Consider the following 16,930-nt stretch of genomic DNA (forward strand, 5'->3'; position numbering starts at 1 on the left):
AGGGCGTTTTAGAACATTTCTTTGGGTAATTCTTGTTGTTTATAACCTTCGGGAACCGTTAACAGTGCCGCATCGATATCACCGTTATCGACGTCCATTAATATACCGGTCTGACCAGCGTCTTTAAAATAAACAGGTAAAACTTCACCAATGGCGGCAAAATTCATGCTGTTGTCCTGGCCAAATTGTGAAGCCATTTTTTCGGCAATTTTCATGAACTTAGAGATTACTGCATATTCAGCCGGAGCCACATCCAGTTTGCCGTACTCGGTGACACAAAAGCTACCACTGCTTTGACCTTCAACAGTTTTTACCACTACATCGCAGTTGTAGCCGTTGTACTCCTTACTGTCGCCACTTTTCTTGTAAACCGGAGCCGCCGCTTGTTTGGGCATTTGATTTTTAATCATGGATTCCATCATGCCACGCATTTGTTCACGCTGGGCTTCAGGGATATTGGCCATTTGTTTTTCAATCATACGATCCATCATGGCAGAGACATCGGATAACGCCTCAATTTCCTTTTCACCAAAGACCATGAAGCTTTTTTCATCATGATTAACCACAACGAACTCAGTTTTATTGCCGTTAAAAATAACATCGGTATTGGTCTCATCATTGGTGGATACCTTGACCACATCCGGTGTTAACATCATGCGGGTGGTTTCCTGGCCCTGATCATTACCATAAATGAGCGTGGTGTCCGCAAAAGCACTGCCGGCTACCATCGTACCGGCCGCAAATAATGTTAAAAATTGCTTTTTCATGCGCATATATTTTCCTCGTTAAATTGATAATCCGCTTTATTGTACTCACAAGGCTTTAATCTCGTGTTAATATTTTGCCTTATTTTTTGTGACTTGACCCACATTTTGACAAAACCCAAACGACAACTTAAATTTTGGCTGTTACGCAGCCTGCTGTTTTTAACCGGTATGGGCTTCGGACTGATTGCACCCTGGTATGCCTATATCAATCATGTCACCACCACCATAGCCGAGGATACTTTTGAAGTGCCTTCGGTGATTTATGCCCGTGCCCTGGAATTATACCCCGGTCGCAGACTCTCGGCCGCTGCGTTAAATTATGAACTGGATTTATTGGGTTATCAGCCGGTTCAAGCACCCCCAAAAATTGGTCAATACAGGCAACAAGGCGCACGCTATGAAATTCACACGAAAGGATTTTTATTTCCGGACGGTACGGAACAACCCACCCGCATCCAATTAACCCTGAACAACCAACATATCGCCACCGCAGAACCGGCCCTGGCTCGCTTGGAACCAAAAATTATCGGTCACTTTTTTAATCAGGATTTTGAGAGTCGGCGTCCCATAGCACTCGATGAAATACCCGACACCCTGGTGATGGGCTTACAAGCGGTGGAAGACCGCGAATTCAAACATCACCATGGCGTGTCCTGGTCAGGGATTGCCCGTGCTGCGTTTAAAAACCTAATGGCCGGCGGTATTGTTCAGGGCGGTAGCACCCTGACACAACAACTGGTGAAAAATAAACTACATTACCACGAACAAACGTTTTTGCGCAAACTACACGAATTACTGGCCGCCACCTTATTAGAAAATAAATTGGATAAGCATGAAATTCTGGCCATGTATTTCAACGAAATTTACTGGGGGCAAAACGGCCGGGTGGCGATACACGGCCTTGTCGAAGCCGCCCGGTTTTATTTTGCCAAAAATGTCAACCAGCTCACGATTGCTGAACAAGCCACCTTAATCGGTTTAATCAAAGGGCCGTCATGGCACAACCCCTATAAACACCCCAAACGTGCCACCCAACGGCGCAACGTGGTGCTCAACAGCTGGTTAGAAACCGGTATTATTGATGACAAAACCCATCAAAAAGCCAAAAACACACCTTTGAAATTATCCCAAAGCCGTCAGATCAAAGGGGATTACGATAATTACATTGACGTCGTTAAACGCCAGATTCGCGACCGTTTTTCAAGCGATGAGCTTAAACAAAAAGGTCTGCGAATATTCACCCATCTGGATCCTTACATCCAATACCGCACCAGTCAAACCGCGCATAAAACCGATCAGTGGTTGTCTGATCAGCTGGAAACCGCCATCGTTGTCAGCAGCAGTCAAACAGGCGGCTTGTTGGCACTGACCGGCTCCAAAAACCCACGTTCGCAATACAACCGTGCGCTACTGGCCAAGCGTCAAATCGGCTCACTCATTAAACCGTTTATTTATCTGGCGGCTTTAGAAACCATGCCCGGCTTTGACTTAAACACCGAATTGCATGACGGCCCCATAAGTATCCGGACACCGCAAGGTCCCTGGCAGCCTGAAAACTGGGATAATCTGGGGCTGGGCGACATCACCGCCATGGAAGCGCTGGTGCAATCGCGAAATCAAGCCACCGTCGATCTGGGCGTTAAAATCGGACTCGACAGACTGCTTACATTTTTAAATAAACTGGGCCTCAACATTCAACACAATGCGCATCCAGCTCTATTCTTGGGTGCCCTGGAACTCACCCCTTTTGAAGTCCAGCACCTCTTCAGTCTGTTTGCTTCACGTGGCAACACCAGCCACATCAACGCCATCATCAATATCACCGACCAAGATAACCAAACCCTGTCACGCGCCGTGCAACCCCGCAAACAACAACTCAGCGTTGCCAACATTGACACCATTAACACGGCGCTCAATGCCATCACCACCCGCGGCACCGCCCGCCGACTCACCACCACTTTTAATCTGCCCAAACCCCTGTTCGGCAAAACCGGCACCACCAACAACGGTCGCGACAGCTGGTTCTCAGGCTTCAACCAGGATTACCTCATGACCGTCTGGGTCGGCCGCGATGACAACAAACCCACCCCCTACACCGGCAGCAACGGCGCCCTGATTCTGTGGGCGAATTTGTTTAAAAACTTGTAATTAAAATTCTACTCAACACCTCAATCGCTGCAACGTCTTCGGGCTTGGCAGCTACCGCGTCCCTGCTATCGCTGCAGACTTACGTCGTGTAAGCCACCCGGAGGCCTATGATAAATAAAAAATATAAACCCCAAGCCATAACAAATCCCCCTGAAATTCGTTAAACTATCGACCTTACAGTCTTCCCAGCCAGTATGAACAAACTAATTAAAGTCACCGGTCTTATCATCGCTGTTTTCTTGCTCAGCCACTGCAGCCAACGGCAGGATAGCAGCAAGGCAGAGGTTAAAGACCTCAGCGAACAACCGCGTATCACCGGTCAAAACGAAGCACCGGATTCGGTAAGACCCTTGCTACAAAAAGCCGATCTGGCCCTGCGTGAAGGCTTAACCACAAAAGCCATCAATCACCTACAACGGGCCTTGCAAATCAGCCCGGCCACCGCGGAAATCCAACAACGTCTTGCCGAAGCCTACCTCGCCGATGGCCGTTATCGCCAGGCCGCCTATTGGGCCGACATCGTGGTGAGTACCGGTCCCAAGTCTGAACCTTTATGCAGACAATCCAGACAAACCCTGGCACTGGCTGCAGAAGCCATGGGTGATTTACCCACTCAGGCACAGGCTTTGGCTGCGCTTAACGATTGCTTACAGCCTTGATGGACATTGAACACGTCCTGGGCGCAGAGGGCTTATTGGCACAAGCCATGGAGGATTTTCAGCCGCGCCAAACCCAACTCGATTTGGCCCAGACCATTGCCGATGTCATTGCCGATAACCAAACCCTGATTGCCGAAGCCGGCACCGGCACGGGTAAAACCTTTGCTTATTTAGTGCCGGCTTTATTGTCCGGTAAAAAAACCATCATCTCCACCGGCACCAAAAACCTGCAGGAACAATTATTCAATAAAGACATACCGTTTTTGTTGTCACACCTTGAATTCAAACACAAACCAAAAATCCGTTTACTTAAAGGACGTAATAACTACCTGTGCCATTACCGCTACCAGCAATCTCTGCATAAAGCCGTGTCACGCTATCCTGCTAACCAGTCCCTGTACCGGGTATTGCCACAATGGATTGAACAGACAAACACCGGTGATCTGGTGGAACTCAGCGATGAACTGAACAACAGCATCGCCCGTCATGAAATCACCTCCACCGCCGAAAACTGCCTGGGCAAAGACTGTGCTTTTTACAACGACTGTTTTGTTTATCGCGCCCGAAACCGCGCTCTGAATGCGGATGTATTGGTGATTAATCACCATTTATTGCTCGCTGACATGGCCTTAAAAGAAGACGGCTTTGGCGAGCTGCTACCCCATGCAGAAGTGATTGTTATTGATGAATCCCACCAACTATCCGGCATCGCCGAACGCTTTTTCAGCCAGAACATCACCAGCCGCCAATGCAAAGACCTGCTGACCGACATCAAAACCGCTGTCGGCGACGTCAAAGGTGGCTTCCATGCCATTCAGGAAGCCTATTTTGATTTTGACATCAGCCTTAAAAAAACCCAAAGCGCCCTGGTGTCACTGGATAATCGCCGTTCCATGGAAGAATTGCTCAACAACGAAGACATTCACAACGAACTCCGGCAATTCGAACAAAACGGCCATGATTTACTCAATGCCTTAGAACCCATGGTCGCTGCCGACAAAGCCGTGGAACAAGGCTACCTGAGACTCGCCGCCTTATTGGATTTACTTAAAGACATGATGACCACCGATGACAGCGACCATGTTTACTGGTACGAAGCCGACAACAACCGCTTCGCCTTGCACAAATCACCTTTAGATGTGTCCGGTCCATTAAGCCGTTTTAAAGCCAAAATAGACGCCGCCTGGATCATGACCTCCGCCACCATCACCGTCAATCAGCGCTTTGATCATTTCCAAAACCAAACCGGCTTTAACGACGCCCAAACCCTGTTTGTTGACAGCCCCTTTAACTACCGTCAACAAGCCCGGCTTTTACTACCCGAACCCGGCAGCCTACCCGAACCGAATCACTTTAATTACAACAACGAACTGTTCCAATACCTGCGCCCCATCATCGAAAATATCCCCGGCGGTATATTCTTCCTATTCACCGCAAAAAAGAACCGCGAAGCCGCCAAAGCCTTCTTTGAACACAGTAACCTGGCACGCAACCTCTACGTCCAAAACGACAGCAACAGCGCACAAATCTTAGAAGAATTCAGAAACGACGGCAACGGCTTGTTACTCGGTACCTACAGTTTCTGGGAAGGCGTTGATGTCAGCGGCACCGGCCTCAGCTGTGTCATCATCGACCGCATCCCCTTCCTGCACCCCGACGACCCCATCCAAAAAGCCAAAGAAAACCACCTCAAAAACCAGGGCAAACACCCCTTCAAAGAACTGCAAATCCCCCACGCAACCCTCACCCTAAAACAAGGCTCCGGCCGCCTCATCCGCGGCGAAACCGACCACGGCCTATTAATCCTCTGCGACCCACGATTCAAATCCAAACCCTACGGCCAAATTCTGCTAAAATCACTCCCTGAAATCCCGCAAATTGATTCTCAGGATGATGCGATTAGGTTTATGGGAAAAAAATAATTTTCTATCTCAGTCTTGCGAACACACTCTGTTAGATACTTAATAATAGACATTTCAAAAAAATCAAACTATAAGGTGTTTTAATTATTTCTTTTGGCCTTTAGGGGTAGTCGCTATTAGCTTATTATTTGGGAATAGGCATATTTTTATAGTTTTTCATAAAAATTGAAGTCATTTTGTATAGTCTGATAGATCTCCTTACTTTTAGCCTGATTAATTTTTATGGTTGTGTTCATTGGAAAAAACCATTTTCTAGCTAATTGAAAAGGAATGATTTTTTTAAAAAATTTAAACATGCCTAATCTGATTGAATACAACTTTATTTTTTTTTGATCCGTTCTAATTCCGGGTGTTCTAAATCCTGCCCCGTGATGGTATATCAATTGATCATAGACTCCAAATAGTACTGGGTGATAAGAGTGAATGTTTGACCTGTTTAATTTATACCATGAAACATTATTCTTATTTAATTTTGATAGCATAGTTCCACCTACATCAGCCACTTTCTGCCCATTATTATTAATCCAAGTAGTATTTCCTGGCTTCCAGTCACCTTGGATTTGTTTCCAGAACTTAATTTTTGTTATACAAAAGCATGGGTGCGGTTGTATGTCCCCACAATTATCTAAGCGTTGAATTGCTGCCAATGGTGAATCTCGCATAACCTTCTCTTTAAATTCTGTAATGTCTGAAATTGGGAATGCGTCTCCATCTAAAAACATTAAAAAATCTTCTTCATCGTCAGCAGCAAAGCTAGCAATATCAGCTAAAATATTGAGTTTAATCGCATGTTGTTTTATGTTTTCATTAGAACAATAATAGTATTTTTTCATATGCTTTTTAGTTTGGGGCACATGATTCAAAAAAGCATAGACTCTAAAAGGCTCACTTATGAAATGATTCAGGTACTTTAGTTGAATATCAATCCATTTATCCGATTTCCAGTGAATAGTAAGAATGTGTATCATTTAATAATGGCTAAATAATTGCATAAAGTAAAATCTTATCATGTTTTGTTCTTAAAATTTCGGTCATATAATACCAAATATACATGGTTTAATAGGTTAGATAAGTTAGAATACTGGAATCAGATTTTTGTTTTAATAGGTATAAAATTGAATTATTTTTCTCACAGAAGGAAATTGTTGCCATTTTTGGCAAAACAACTCAAAGTCAAACATTATCTTGAAATAGGGGTTAAAGGAGGTAAAACATTTCTGCCCATAAGGGTAAGAAACAAGTATGCAGTTGATCCTGTTTTTAGAATTAAAAATTCTTACAAAAGAAAGCAAATTTTTAAATACCCTTTCAACCTTTTTGCTCAATATTATGAATGCACCAGTGATGAGTTTTTTGCAAAACAAGCAGATAATATTTTTTCTAAAAAGTTTTTAGACATGGCTTTTATTGATGGTTTACATACCTTTAAACAATCTTATCAAGATATTATCAATACCTTACCTTATTTAAAAACATCAGGGATTATGATTGTTCATGATTGCAGCCCTCATTCAAGTGCTGCAGCATATCCTGCCTCATCAATAGCAGAAGTTAAACAGATCAATCCCCCAGGGTTTGACGGTTTATGGAGTGGTGATGTTTGGAAAGTCGTACCTAAATTAAAGCTAAATTACCCAGAGTTGTCGATTTTTGTGATTGACCAGGATAGCGGTCTAGCAATAATCAGTAAAAAACCACTGATTTCAAAGAATAAGTATAACGACTCGGTTAACTATTCCGATGAAGATATTGATAATTGGGACTATAGTTATCTTGAAAACAATAGACATGTGTTGTTGAATATAATCAATGATGAACAGGAACTGATTAAAGCATTCTCAAACTAATAGAACTTATTCCGAAAATTAATAATTTAAATATAATAAATAATGAGCAAATACTCTTTTATAGTCTCTTTTTGTAATAACCAAAAGAAAATAAATAAAAACCAAAACTATTTAGCTCAGATAATAATCGACACGAAATCTGAAACTATTACCTCACAAAATCTGCCTTTGAACTTACCGAATGGAATTCGTGGCAATGGAATAACAGGTATGTGTATACATCAAAATCAAATTGTACTTTTGCTTCAGCGAATGCCTTCAACATTGGTTTTTTTAAATAAGGATTTCACTGTTGAACGTGTATTACCCCTTGATGGATTAAAAGGCATACACACTATTTTGTCATGGCGTAATAATATTTATTTATCAGTCACCAACCAAGACAGAATAGTTAGATTAAAAAATGATGACACACTTGAAGAAGTTTGGACAAACGGTACAATGGCAGATCACATTCACTTAAACAGTCTTTGTATTCATAACCAGCAACTGTATGCTTCTGCATTTGGGGAAAAAAAAGCAAATCTCTGGTCCAGTGCCGATGAAGGGTATGTTTTTAATATCGAAACAGGCGAACGTGTTCTTACCTCGATTTGGCATCCACATTCATCTTTTAGCTACAAAGGTAACATTTACTGTTGTGACTCTTCGAACCAGCGGGTTATTTTCAATCAAGGTGAATTAATAAATAATTTACCAGGCTATTCAAGAGGCCTTTACTTGAATGACACTATAACTGTATGCGGTAGTTCATTAGGGCGTGTTGTCTCTCACTCAACCGGCATAAAAATAAGTAATAAAAGCGACTCAGGCAGACTGGCAGGGTGGTGTGGTATTTCAGTTTTATTCAATAAAAGTAAAAATATCCGGTCTATTGACTTAAACGATAAAGCCACGGAAATTTTTGAAATCATCCCAACTTAATCTTAACTGACATATCCTGCCTTTACAGTTGCATACATTTTGATTTTAACTGTACCCATAGATCTCGGCTATGTCTGTTAATGTACTCAATTTCTGAAGGAGTTAATGGGGAAAACTCTATATCTTCTTCAAGTTCCGAAAGGTTAAAATGGCCTGTGCGTCTTAACTCTTGATTTTTTGATACCAACCTACTTCCATATAAATATTCATCATTAAAGCTCTTACAACGTGGTAATTCTGCAATGGATGTATTTAGATTAAATTCTTCAGTTACAATTTTCACAATTTCAGTGGGTTTTTCGCAGATTAACTCATAATCTATTATGCGGTCAATATGAGTTTGACCGTCAATTATATTTTGATTAACTGCATTCCATTGTTGAGTACATTGAATTACTTTATTTTTGTTTAAAAGATTTTCCCATAACTTTGGCTTAATTCCCCACCAACCATTTTCAGGGCCGATGCCCTGGCTATTTCTATCGTCATATTTTTTAAGCAATGAATAAATATTTGCAATAGGGTTTCTGACAATCGCGTAAATTTTTGCTTCTGGAAAGTGTTTTTTCAACCACTCAGTTCTTACTGAGTTATAAGGATTCTTGCTCATCAATATTGGCGTTTTAACTTTTGCGTTCTTAATTCTATGATGAAGCAATTCATTATCTTTTTTATTAAAGTCACCAGAATCAAGAGCGTGACCTTTTAGTCCCTTATGCTTTTGATACAACTGACCACAAGGAGACTCAATCGGTGTAAAAGGCGGTAAATCCCCCCAAAAACTGGCTCCCTCCGGCAAAAATGGGTTCGTTATAAATGGCTGTTTCATAAGCATTCGATTAAATAACGAAGTGCCGGATTTTTGCATCCCTATAATAAATAAAAGTTTTGGCTTGATCATCGGTTCGTTTTTGCTTTATTTCGTTTTCTTGACTTCAAACAAATGTCGAACCATGCTTTCATATCAGATGAATCAGGTGGGTTTTTTTCTTCATGATTCTTTATGGCAATAAGACCAAAATCAATTTTTTTTACTACATTAAATAAATGCCTGCGACACCAATTACGAAAAAATGAAGGGCAATGTTTGAACCAACCCATGTAATGAAATCGATGAAACACTTTTTCAAATATGATTTGATTTTTTTCCATAGCACTACCTTTTAATTTACTTGGATCAAAAAAACTAAAAGAATGTTCATTAAAGTGGTGCAAGTGATAAGGATTTACCAAATTATATTCTGTCAAGGTGACGTACGGTACACCCAACAAAAACACTCCATTGTGTTTTAATACCCGATATATCTCAGACAGAGCAAATAAATAATTTGGAATGTGTTCAAGTGTGTGATGCGAAAAAATTAAATCAACACTGTTATCTTCAAATGGTAAGGGCTCCTCGCTCAAATTAAGAGATATATCTGCTTGGTCAGAAATATCTATATTTGTAAAGCCCTCAATATTAGTTCGGCCAGCACCGATATTCAATTTTATTTTAAAATCATCAATTAACAAAATTTAATGCAGTTTCAATATATAAAATGATGATTCTATCATAGTAGTGACATATTAAAATATTTTACAATATGCATTAAACATCTTTGTTTTGGTTACATTTATTATGCGACGATGCGCATTCTACTAATTAAAACAGTATCTGCTATAATTAAAAAAAACTACCATTAATCTCAATAAAAACCTAACCAATTAAGCACTTAACACCGCACCTACAAATTAATTTAAATACTATAGTAGCCTATGAAAACAATTTATATAGCAACAATTCATTGGCAATCAGATTATTGGATAGATATTCAGAAGCGATATTTTAAAAAATTTATTTCAAAACCATATTCTGTATATTCTTGTCTTAATGGAATAGACATTGAACCCCATAAAGATAAATTTGAATACATTAACACTGATAACATCAAGGACCATGGCACAAAGCTTAATTTATTGGCAGACATAATAGTTAGAAATGCTAAAGACGATGATCTTCTTTTATTTGTGGACGGAGATGCTTTTCCTATAACCGATGTCAGATTACTTGCTAAAAAATATTTAAGTCAATATCCACTGATTGCGGTACAAAGAAAGGAAAACTTAGGTGATATGCAACCTCACCCTTGTTTTTGTCTGACGACTGTGAAATTTTGGAAAGCCATCAAAGGAGATTGGCAAAAGGGAACTTTCACTTGGAAAAACGATGAAGGTTGGGATGTCAATGATGTCGGTGGAACATTGTTGCAAATGTTGAATGAAAAAAACATTGAATGGATGCCACTTATTAGAAGCAATAAATTCAATCTCCACCAAGTTATGTTTGGCATTTATCATGATGCTGTTTATCACCATGGAATGGGCTTTAGAAAGCCGGCTTCAAGAATAGATCGTTTGAATTCTCCGGGATTTAACCAACGGAGAAAAATATTTAATATTACAAAATCAATATTACCATTAACGCTGAGCAAAAAGCTATTTTCCCCTTACAACAAAATTTTTAAAGAAAACAACAAATTGAACAAAAGGGTATTGAAATGGATAGATTCAGATCAGTATTTTTATAAAAATTTTATGTAATCACCCTATATCTATAGGAAAGAAATGGAGATGCAATGTCTGAACAATTTGATTTGACTGCCCCTGTCTTGATAACAGGACGAGGAGGCAGTGGCACTCGTTTGTTGTCTAAATTATTACAACAAAGCCATTTATTCCTTGGCAATCGCTTAAACCGGCAGGGTGATTCATTAGAATGGGTCAATATCAATCGCCGAATGATGTTTAATGATATAAAGTTATCAAACAATACATATAATGATAAATGGATTGACCAATTCAGAAAGTTAGCGGCCCAAATAACCTGTAACACTTCAACCAAAGCTTATAGTAATTGGGGGATAAAACTACCAGAAATGCTTTTTATATTGCCAGAATTTTTTGCCGCATTCCCAAACACAAAGTTAATTCATTTGATCAGACATCCTATAGGACTATCTTGTCGGCGAACACACATAACTTCTAGGCTCGATAATCCAGTTGGTAAGTGGGTTCTACCCCAAGCCTATAAATATTTGGGTCTTAATTTTGAACAATCCAATGCCAGTAATATTATTAACAATGCTATCAGTTGGAAATACCAGCTCGATATAATTACAGAATTTACAGAAAAACATTTATCATCACATCAATATCATGTTGTTAAATTTGAGGATATGATAAAAACACCACAAAAAGTTTTTGAAGGAATTAATATTTTTTTGTGTCACTCTTCAAAACTCCAATCTGAAATTGAAATTGACTCAAAAAGGGCACAGAAAACTAAATGTGTTGATACTAAAGACATTAATAAAATTTGGTCTATTTGTGGAAAAACTGCCAGTAAGTATGGTTACACGAGACAAAACTGGCAATTGAAAAAAAATGACTCATGAAAATTATCATCATTGCAGGTTGTCAAAGAAGCGGTACAACACTAATGGGTCAAATGCTTGGTGCTCATTCTCAAGGTTTTTTGATTGATGAATATGATAGCATCTATCAGTGGGCAAATGCGTGGTTAAATAATTCTAAAAATCAATTTGATCTATTGAATCAATCAATCAAAAAAGCTTCAAGTAAATATGTAGATAAACGCCATAAAATAAAAGAATTTAATGATTTAAGTGATCGGTTTTTAGTACTAAAGGCACCAAATTTAACTTTTTATGCTAATGAAATATCATTACTATATGATGAAATTTCAGTAGTATATCCAATTAGGGATGTACGCGCAGTAGTGGCATCAATGCTACAACGAAAACAGCCAACTATGATTACCAATCAAATAAATCATTTTAACAAATCTGAATATGTCCATCAAAATTACTCCGCTGATTTAAAAAAACTTATGGATGACAACACAGAAATACATATAAAAGCTACAATCATTTGGAAAATAAAAAGTTTGTTGATAAAACAATTTAAGGTAAATAATCTAAACCCACTTCTGGTTAAGTATGAGAACCTTATAAGTGAACCAATCGAAGTGGCTAAAATCATGGCAAGACACTGTCACATAAAATATGAGACTAATATGAATCAGCATCATCGTTATATGGATGGCAAGGGTCCAGGAAAGACAAAGCGAGATCGAAAGATTGATGATAACTCATTAAAAAAATGGAATGCCCAGTTAAATTCTGAACAGTTGAGCGAAATTATGGAGATAGCCCAACAAACCATGTCCAACTTCGATTATGATAATTAAAAAATTATTAGCTCGGCAATTGCCTTAAAAGGCTGTCTGGGATATCAATTTGATGCGATTTACCTTTTAAATCACTTCTTACATTTTGAGTCCATTGCTCCAATAATTCATTATTTGTACTTAAATGAAAAAAGTTAATTAAATTTTGAGAAACCAGAGTTGGATTATTAATAAAATCCTCTTGTTTTACTTCTATAAAAGAGCTTTTATCCATTGATTTTTTAATTCGCTTAACTATTGCAAGATTTTCATTATATCTATCGACATGAAACTGTGATGGTGCTTGTTTCATGTAATATGCATAAGCAGCAACAATATCAATCGGATTTCTTCTCACGAATATGACTTTAAAATTTTGTTTATATATAGATTGCAAATATTCCAATATCCAATAATCGTTTAATAAAATTCGCGTGGTACCACCTGCTTTTTTGTCACCGATAACTTCCGGCAATTGAGTTTTTCCCTGAAAACCTTTGCTAATGTTATATTGATACTCTGAGTTATGCCAACTTTCTTGTTTAGCATTTTTAAGTGATTCTGAATATAATATTGATTCAATCTGCTGTTTTGTACACCTGTGATCCCTAATTAGCTTCGCAATATTTACTTCATTAGCTATAGCTATTTCCGGATGAGCATCAAGCGTAGCGCCAATAATACTATGCCCACTATGTGCGTGTCCGACAAACAAAACAAATTTTGAAATTTTAGACAGATGATTTGGATCAATACGGTTAGTAATTGATTCAATTTCACTTTTACTGAAGTTAATTGTCACTTAAATTAACCCTAGTTTATCCAGATAAGATTGTTGTTTAATTGTTTTTGACCAAAAAAAACTGGAGCAGAACTCCAGTTTTTTTTTAATTTTAAATTTTTTAATTCAAGCCAATAGCAGTTTGTCTTCGTGACTCATATTCATCTAACTGAAGTTTAACGTTAGTTTTGTTGTTTGCCCAAGCGTTAGTTGGCTCAATGATTCCTAAATTAATTCTATCTATACAATAGTTATAGTTTTGTAAATCAGTATACTCTACATCTGGTGAAGCTTCAGTAGTATTGCTGTTAGCCCACATTCTGAAGACACCATCAGAAGCTCCTGGTGCACTTGCACGGATCCACTGGTATTCGAATGCTTGTTCACCAGAATTTACAGGTACATCAAACTTTCTTCTATTATCAGCTGCTGTCGCAGGACCTTCATCTGTAACGAAACTTCTAAAAATATTAGTACCATTGTCGCCTTGAAGTCTTAATTGTAGAACACCAACATTAGCACAAGCTACTGCACCGCCATTGTCATTAACATTACATTGAATGTTATGAACCTTATTTCTTTGATTATTAGCTAATACACCAAAATTATCAGCATTTATCATAAACCGACCACGGAAAGAGTTCTCACACGAAGGTGATCTGTCTTGGACCCGCGCTCTTTGAGAGTTGTCAGTAGTTGCAGATACTTCTAAACGACATGCTGTACCATCAAGCCCACCAGCGACTACATCCATCTGTCCAGCTGCGTCTTCACGGACTTGATCCCATGCATCCAGATTTGTATCATCACATTGTGCGAATGACATTGAAGTGAATGCCATACTTGCAACAGCAAAGGATACTTTCAATACTTTTTTCATCTTAACTTCTCCTAGTAAAATAGTTGATTTATATCCTATTAACGTACAGATTAATTTAATCGGTCAATAATAATAAATAAATTTAAATTATCTATTTGTCGTTGTGATATTATCAGATTAACTATTCAACTATAGTCGTATATATATCAGTATTAGCGTTTCAACGTATATTAATTTTTTTAACATGATACTTTCATATCTTAAGAAAATAAATTTCCTAAGAACACTTAGGCTAGGTTCATATTTGTTTTTACTTATTCTTGTTATTTGGTTTTTTTATCAATTTCTAAACCCTTTACTTGGCACTACAAAAAAGCCACAATCGTTTACTTTTTTGTCGCTGCTACTTGAATTTATCTGGCTGTTAAGTATATATCTGATGTTACTGATTTTGCTAGGAAGGCCCAAATCGACTTATTGGATATCTGTTTTAGTATATTTTTTATTCTTAAGCGCTTCTGTTATTAAGATTAATTTTTTAAATGCACCATTGATGCCAATAGACTTGTTTCAAATTGATGATTTATTGAGAACTAAAGAGGTGGTATTAGAATATATAGGGTATTTTATTGTTTTTTTAATAATTTCGAGCCTATTTATTTATTATAACCTGAAAAATGAACTGGTAAATAATTACTCGCGGGTGGTTGCATTATTATCTGTAATTGCGATTGTTGTTTTGTTGTTTAGTTTTAGAGAACCCATAAGGCTATTCTTGGATTCACAAGATATGCTCATTAAGAAGAATACTAACTTAATTAATAGGTCAGCTAGAAATGGATATTTAAATTATTTTTTTCAAGCAACCGTACTACAAAGAAAATCTATTAAGCCCATAGGGTTTGAAATGGCAAAAGTAGATTCAATAATTAATAAATATGATTTAAATGAGCCACTAAAAGTATCACAAAATGGCCAAAGTGCAGATAATGTTATTGTTATTCTTGCAGAGTCTTTCATTGATCCTAATGAAATTGGATGGCAAACATCTGAAACAATATTAAAAAAATTCAGTCAATTAAGATCTGAACATAATGCAGGCAACGTCATTGTGCCCGTTTATGGTGGTAAGTCAATTAATTCAGAATTTGAGCTAATGACTGGCTTATCCACACTTTTTACACCCATAGAGTCTTTACCGTATAGAGAAATGGTATCAAATTCCACACCCAGTTTAGCCAGTGTGCTTAGTAGCAATGGCTTTATAACAAATGTAGTCCAGCTAGTTCCCATGAGTGGATTTGGATTTGAGAAAATTTATGAGTATTTGGGTTTTGATAATGTAGTGTCCTTGGTTGGTTCTGACATAAATAAAGATCCAACAGGGAAGTACGCATCGAGTAAAGTTCTGGCAGAAAAAATAATAAAATTTACAAAATTACAAAACAAATCTTTCATTTATGCTTTTGCAAATACCAGCCACATGCCATGGAAGATTAGTGACTATCCTGAAAATACAATAAAACTTATTAATAACAAAAATATTAGGAAAAAAACCAAGAATAGGATAATTGCGTATTTCAATGCATTAAGGCATGTGGAAGAACTTTTGGTTATATTGGTAGATTATTTTACAAATTCCAATCAAAACACCTTAATATTATTTGTGGGTGATCACCATCCTTCTTTAAAATTAGCTGAATATAATAATAATTTTTTGGAGTATGAAAACTACAAGGTTCCTTATTTAATTTGGCAAAATTACAAATCGATCGATGAAAATACGCATAACACATTGATAAGCATGAACTTTTTAGCTGCAAAAGTGTTAGAAAAGTCCAATGTTAGCATAAAGGGGTTTTTTAAATTTAATCACATATTAATGAAGCGATTAAAAGTAGTGTCAAGAAATTACGACTTTAAAGATAATCTAAACCAAAGCCAATTAGAATTATTTCAAGAGTATGAATATTTTCAACACAGAATTCTTTCTCAATAATTATAGTAACTTAAATAGTGTTTTCCATATTTGTGTAAGTACTCTGTTATTTGAATTTTTTCTTTATGGTTGTATTCAGGACGATTATTTTTAGAATTTAAGCTATAGTTACCAGAAATTTCAAGACCTGTCGAATCGAACACAATTTTCTTAGGGTTTTCTACCAAGTCCTCGTATCTAATTATACTAACTTTGCTTTTCTTTGAAAATTGCTTGAAATACCAATCAATTAGCAATACTTGTCTTTTAAGTAAAGGTTTTTGTTTTCCAATATCCGCCAAATCAATGGAATATTTTTCCAAATTTGGGAGTCTCCCCTTGCTTGATGCAATTTTTACTGAACGCCATGACATAATCACAGAAACAGGATCACGAATAACTGCAATTATAGGCCAGTTACCATTCAATAATCCACCTAAATTGGCAGTGAATAAGGCGTTGGCCTTAATAATAAATAAATTATTAGCGCTACTTTGAGGCAGTTTCACAGCTCTAATTTCTCTTTGGTTTTTTTGGGTTTTTTTATTAATTCTTTTAAAATAATTATCCGGCAACTCAGAACTGTTTTTCTTAAATACAATTTCTATAGGTTGTTTATTTTTAATTTTGCTTCTCAAATTAGAGATTTTAAGTGCTAAGTTATCACTTAATTGAACAGCATTATCACTTTGTTCCTTCAATTCTTTCAACCAAGGTGGCTCTGATAAGCACAAACAAGAGTTGCTGCTTAAAATGGAGGTTAAAAGAGAGGTTCCCGACCTAGGAATGCCTGTTAGTAAAATAGTATTTAAATGATTCATATCCTTTAACCTGTAATAAAAAACTAACAGTA

At 37.5% G+C, this 16,930-nt stretch carries 16 protein-coding genes; 9 read left to right on the forward strand and 7 right to left on the reverse strand.

What is annotated here, in order from left to right:
• Positions 1-8: 8 nt before the first annotated feature.
• Positions 9-767 carry a hypothetical protein gene (locus IEV16_RS02705; RefSeq protein WP_188364132.1) on the reverse strand — a complete coding sequence of 253 codons (759 nt, stop codon included), beginning with the start codon at positions 765-767 and terminating at the stop codon, positions 9-11.
• 105 nt (positions 768-872) lie between these two features.
• Here IEV16_RS02705 and IEV16_RS02710 point away from each other — a divergent pair, with 105 nt between their 5' ends.
• From IEV16_RS02710 to yoaA, 3 genes are all read left to right on the forward strand, one after another.
• Positions 873-2,915 carry a transglycosylase domain-containing protein gene (locus IEV16_RS02710; protein WP_188364133.1) on the forward strand — a complete coding sequence of 681 codons (2,043 nt, stop codon included), beginning with the start codon at positions 873-875 and terminating at the stop codon, positions 2,913-2,915.
• Positions 2,916-3,109: 194 nt separating this feature from the next.
• Entirely contained in the window at positions 3,110-3,574 is a 465-nt protein-coding gene (locus IEV16_RS02715; protein WP_188364134.1) for a tetratricopeptide repeat protein, read from the forward strand.
• Positions 3,574-5,496, forward strand: a complete 1,923-nt coding sequence (gene yoaA / locus IEV16_RS02720; protein WP_188364135.1) for a DNA repair helicase YoaA — start codon at positions 3,574-3,576, stop codon at positions 5,494-5,496. Before IEV16_RS02715 ends, yoaA begins: the two co-directional genes overlap by 1 nt.
• A gap of 146 nt (positions 5,497-5,642) precedes the next feature.
• Here yoaA and IEV16_RS02725 read toward each other — a convergent pair whose 3' ends face one another.
• Positions 5,643-6,329 (reverse strand): hypothetical protein, encoded by a 687-nt coding sequence (locus IEV16_RS02725; RefSeq protein WP_188364136.1) that lies wholly within the window; start codon positions 6,327-6,329, stop codon positions 5,643-5,645.
• A gap of 321 nt (positions 6,330-6,650) precedes the next feature.
• On the opposite strand from IEV16_RS02725, the gene IEV16_RS02730 reads away from it, so the two are divergent.
• Together IEV16_RS02730 and IEV16_RS02735 are read left to right on the forward strand one after the other, a co-directional pair.
• The gene (locus IEV16_RS02730) at positions 6,651-7,343 is read left to right on the forward strand and encodes a class I SAM-dependent methyltransferase (protein ID WP_188364137.1); all 693 of its coding nucleotides are present in this window, start codon (positions 6,651-6,653) and stop codon (positions 7,341-7,343) included.
• 42 nt (positions 7,344-7,385) lie between these two features.
• Entirely contained in the window at positions 7,386-8,267 is an 882-nt protein-coding gene (locus tag IEV16_RS02735) for a DUF4915 domain-containing protein (protein ID WP_188364138.1), read from the forward strand.
• 22 nt (positions 8,268-8,289) lie between these two features.
• Here the strand turns inward: IEV16_RS02735 and IEV16_RS02740 are convergent, their stop codons facing one another.
• Entirely contained in the window at positions 8,290-9,168 is an 879-nt protein-coding gene (locus tag IEV16_RS02740) for a sulfotransferase family protein (protein WP_188364139.1), read from the reverse strand.
• Positions 9,165-9,782, reverse strand: coding sequence for a class I SAM-dependent methyltransferase (locus IEV16_RS02745; protein ID WP_188364140.1), 618 nt, complete (start codon positions 9,780-9,782; stop codon positions 9,165-9,167). The genes IEV16_RS02740 and IEV16_RS02745 overlap by 4 nt, the downstream gene beginning before the upstream one ends.
• A 243-nt stretch (positions 9,783-10,025) precedes the next feature.
• Between IEV16_RS02745 and IEV16_RS02750 the strand changes: the two genes are divergently transcribed.
• The 3 genes from IEV16_RS02750 to IEV16_RS02760 are packed head-to-tail and all read left to right on the forward strand — an operon-like array spanning position 10,026 to position 12,519.
• Complete coding sequence (locus tag IEV16_RS02750; protein ID WP_188364141.1) at positions 10,026-10,850, forward strand: hypothetical protein; 825 nt, start codon at positions 10,026-10,028, stop codon at positions 10,848-10,850.
• 35 nt (positions 10,851-10,885) lie between these two features.
• Positions 10,886-11,704 (forward strand): sulfotransferase, encoded by an 819-nt coding sequence (locus IEV16_RS02755; protein ID WP_188364142.1) that lies wholly within the window; start codon positions 10,886-10,888, stop codon positions 11,702-11,704.
• Positions 11,701-12,519, forward strand: coding sequence for a sulfotransferase family protein (locus IEV16_RS02760; protein WP_188364143.1), 819 nt, complete (start codon positions 11,701-11,703; stop codon positions 12,517-12,519). Before IEV16_RS02755 ends, IEV16_RS02760 begins: the two co-directional genes overlap by 4 nt.
• Before the next feature lie 7 nt (positions 12,520-12,526).
• On the opposite strand, the gene IEV16_RS02765 is transcribed toward IEV16_RS02760, so the two are convergent.
• Together IEV16_RS02765 and IEV16_RS02770 are read right to left on the reverse strand one after the other, a co-directional pair.
• Positions 12,527-13,300: a sulfotransferase gene (locus IEV16_RS02765; protein ID WP_188364144.1), complete on the reverse strand. Its 774-nt coding sequence runs from the start codon at positions 13,298-13,300 to the stop codon at positions 12,527-12,529.
• 100 nt (positions 13,301-13,400) lie between these two features.
• Positions 13,401-14,159 (reverse strand): hypothetical protein, encoded by a 759-nt coding sequence (locus IEV16_RS02770; protein WP_188364145.1) that lies wholly within the window; start codon positions 14,157-14,159, stop codon positions 13,401-13,403.
• Positions 14,160-14,538: 379 nt separating this feature from the next.
• Between IEV16_RS02770 and IEV16_RS02775 the strand changes: the two genes are divergently transcribed.
• Complete coding sequence (locus IEV16_RS02775; protein WP_188364146.1) at positions 14,539-16,098, forward strand: LTA synthase family protein; 1,560 nt, start codon at positions 14,539-14,541, stop codon at positions 16,096-16,098.
• On the opposite strand, the gene IEV16_RS02780 is transcribed toward IEV16_RS02775, so the two are convergent.
• Positions 16,092-16,898 (reverse strand): sulfotransferase, encoded by an 807-nt coding sequence (locus IEV16_RS02780; RefSeq protein WP_188364147.1) that lies wholly within the window; start codon positions 16,896-16,898, stop codon positions 16,092-16,094. The two genes, IEV16_RS02775 and IEV16_RS02780, sit on opposite strands and share 7 nt — an antisense overlap.
• Positions 16,899-16,930 lie beyond the last annotated feature (32 nt).

Origin of the sequence: Marinicella pacifica (assembly GCF_014636635.1) — a bacterium.
In the GTDB taxonomy this organism is placed as follows: Bacteria; Pseudomonadota; Gammaproteobacteria; order Xanthomonadales; family Marinicellaceae; genus Marinicella; species Marinicella pacifica.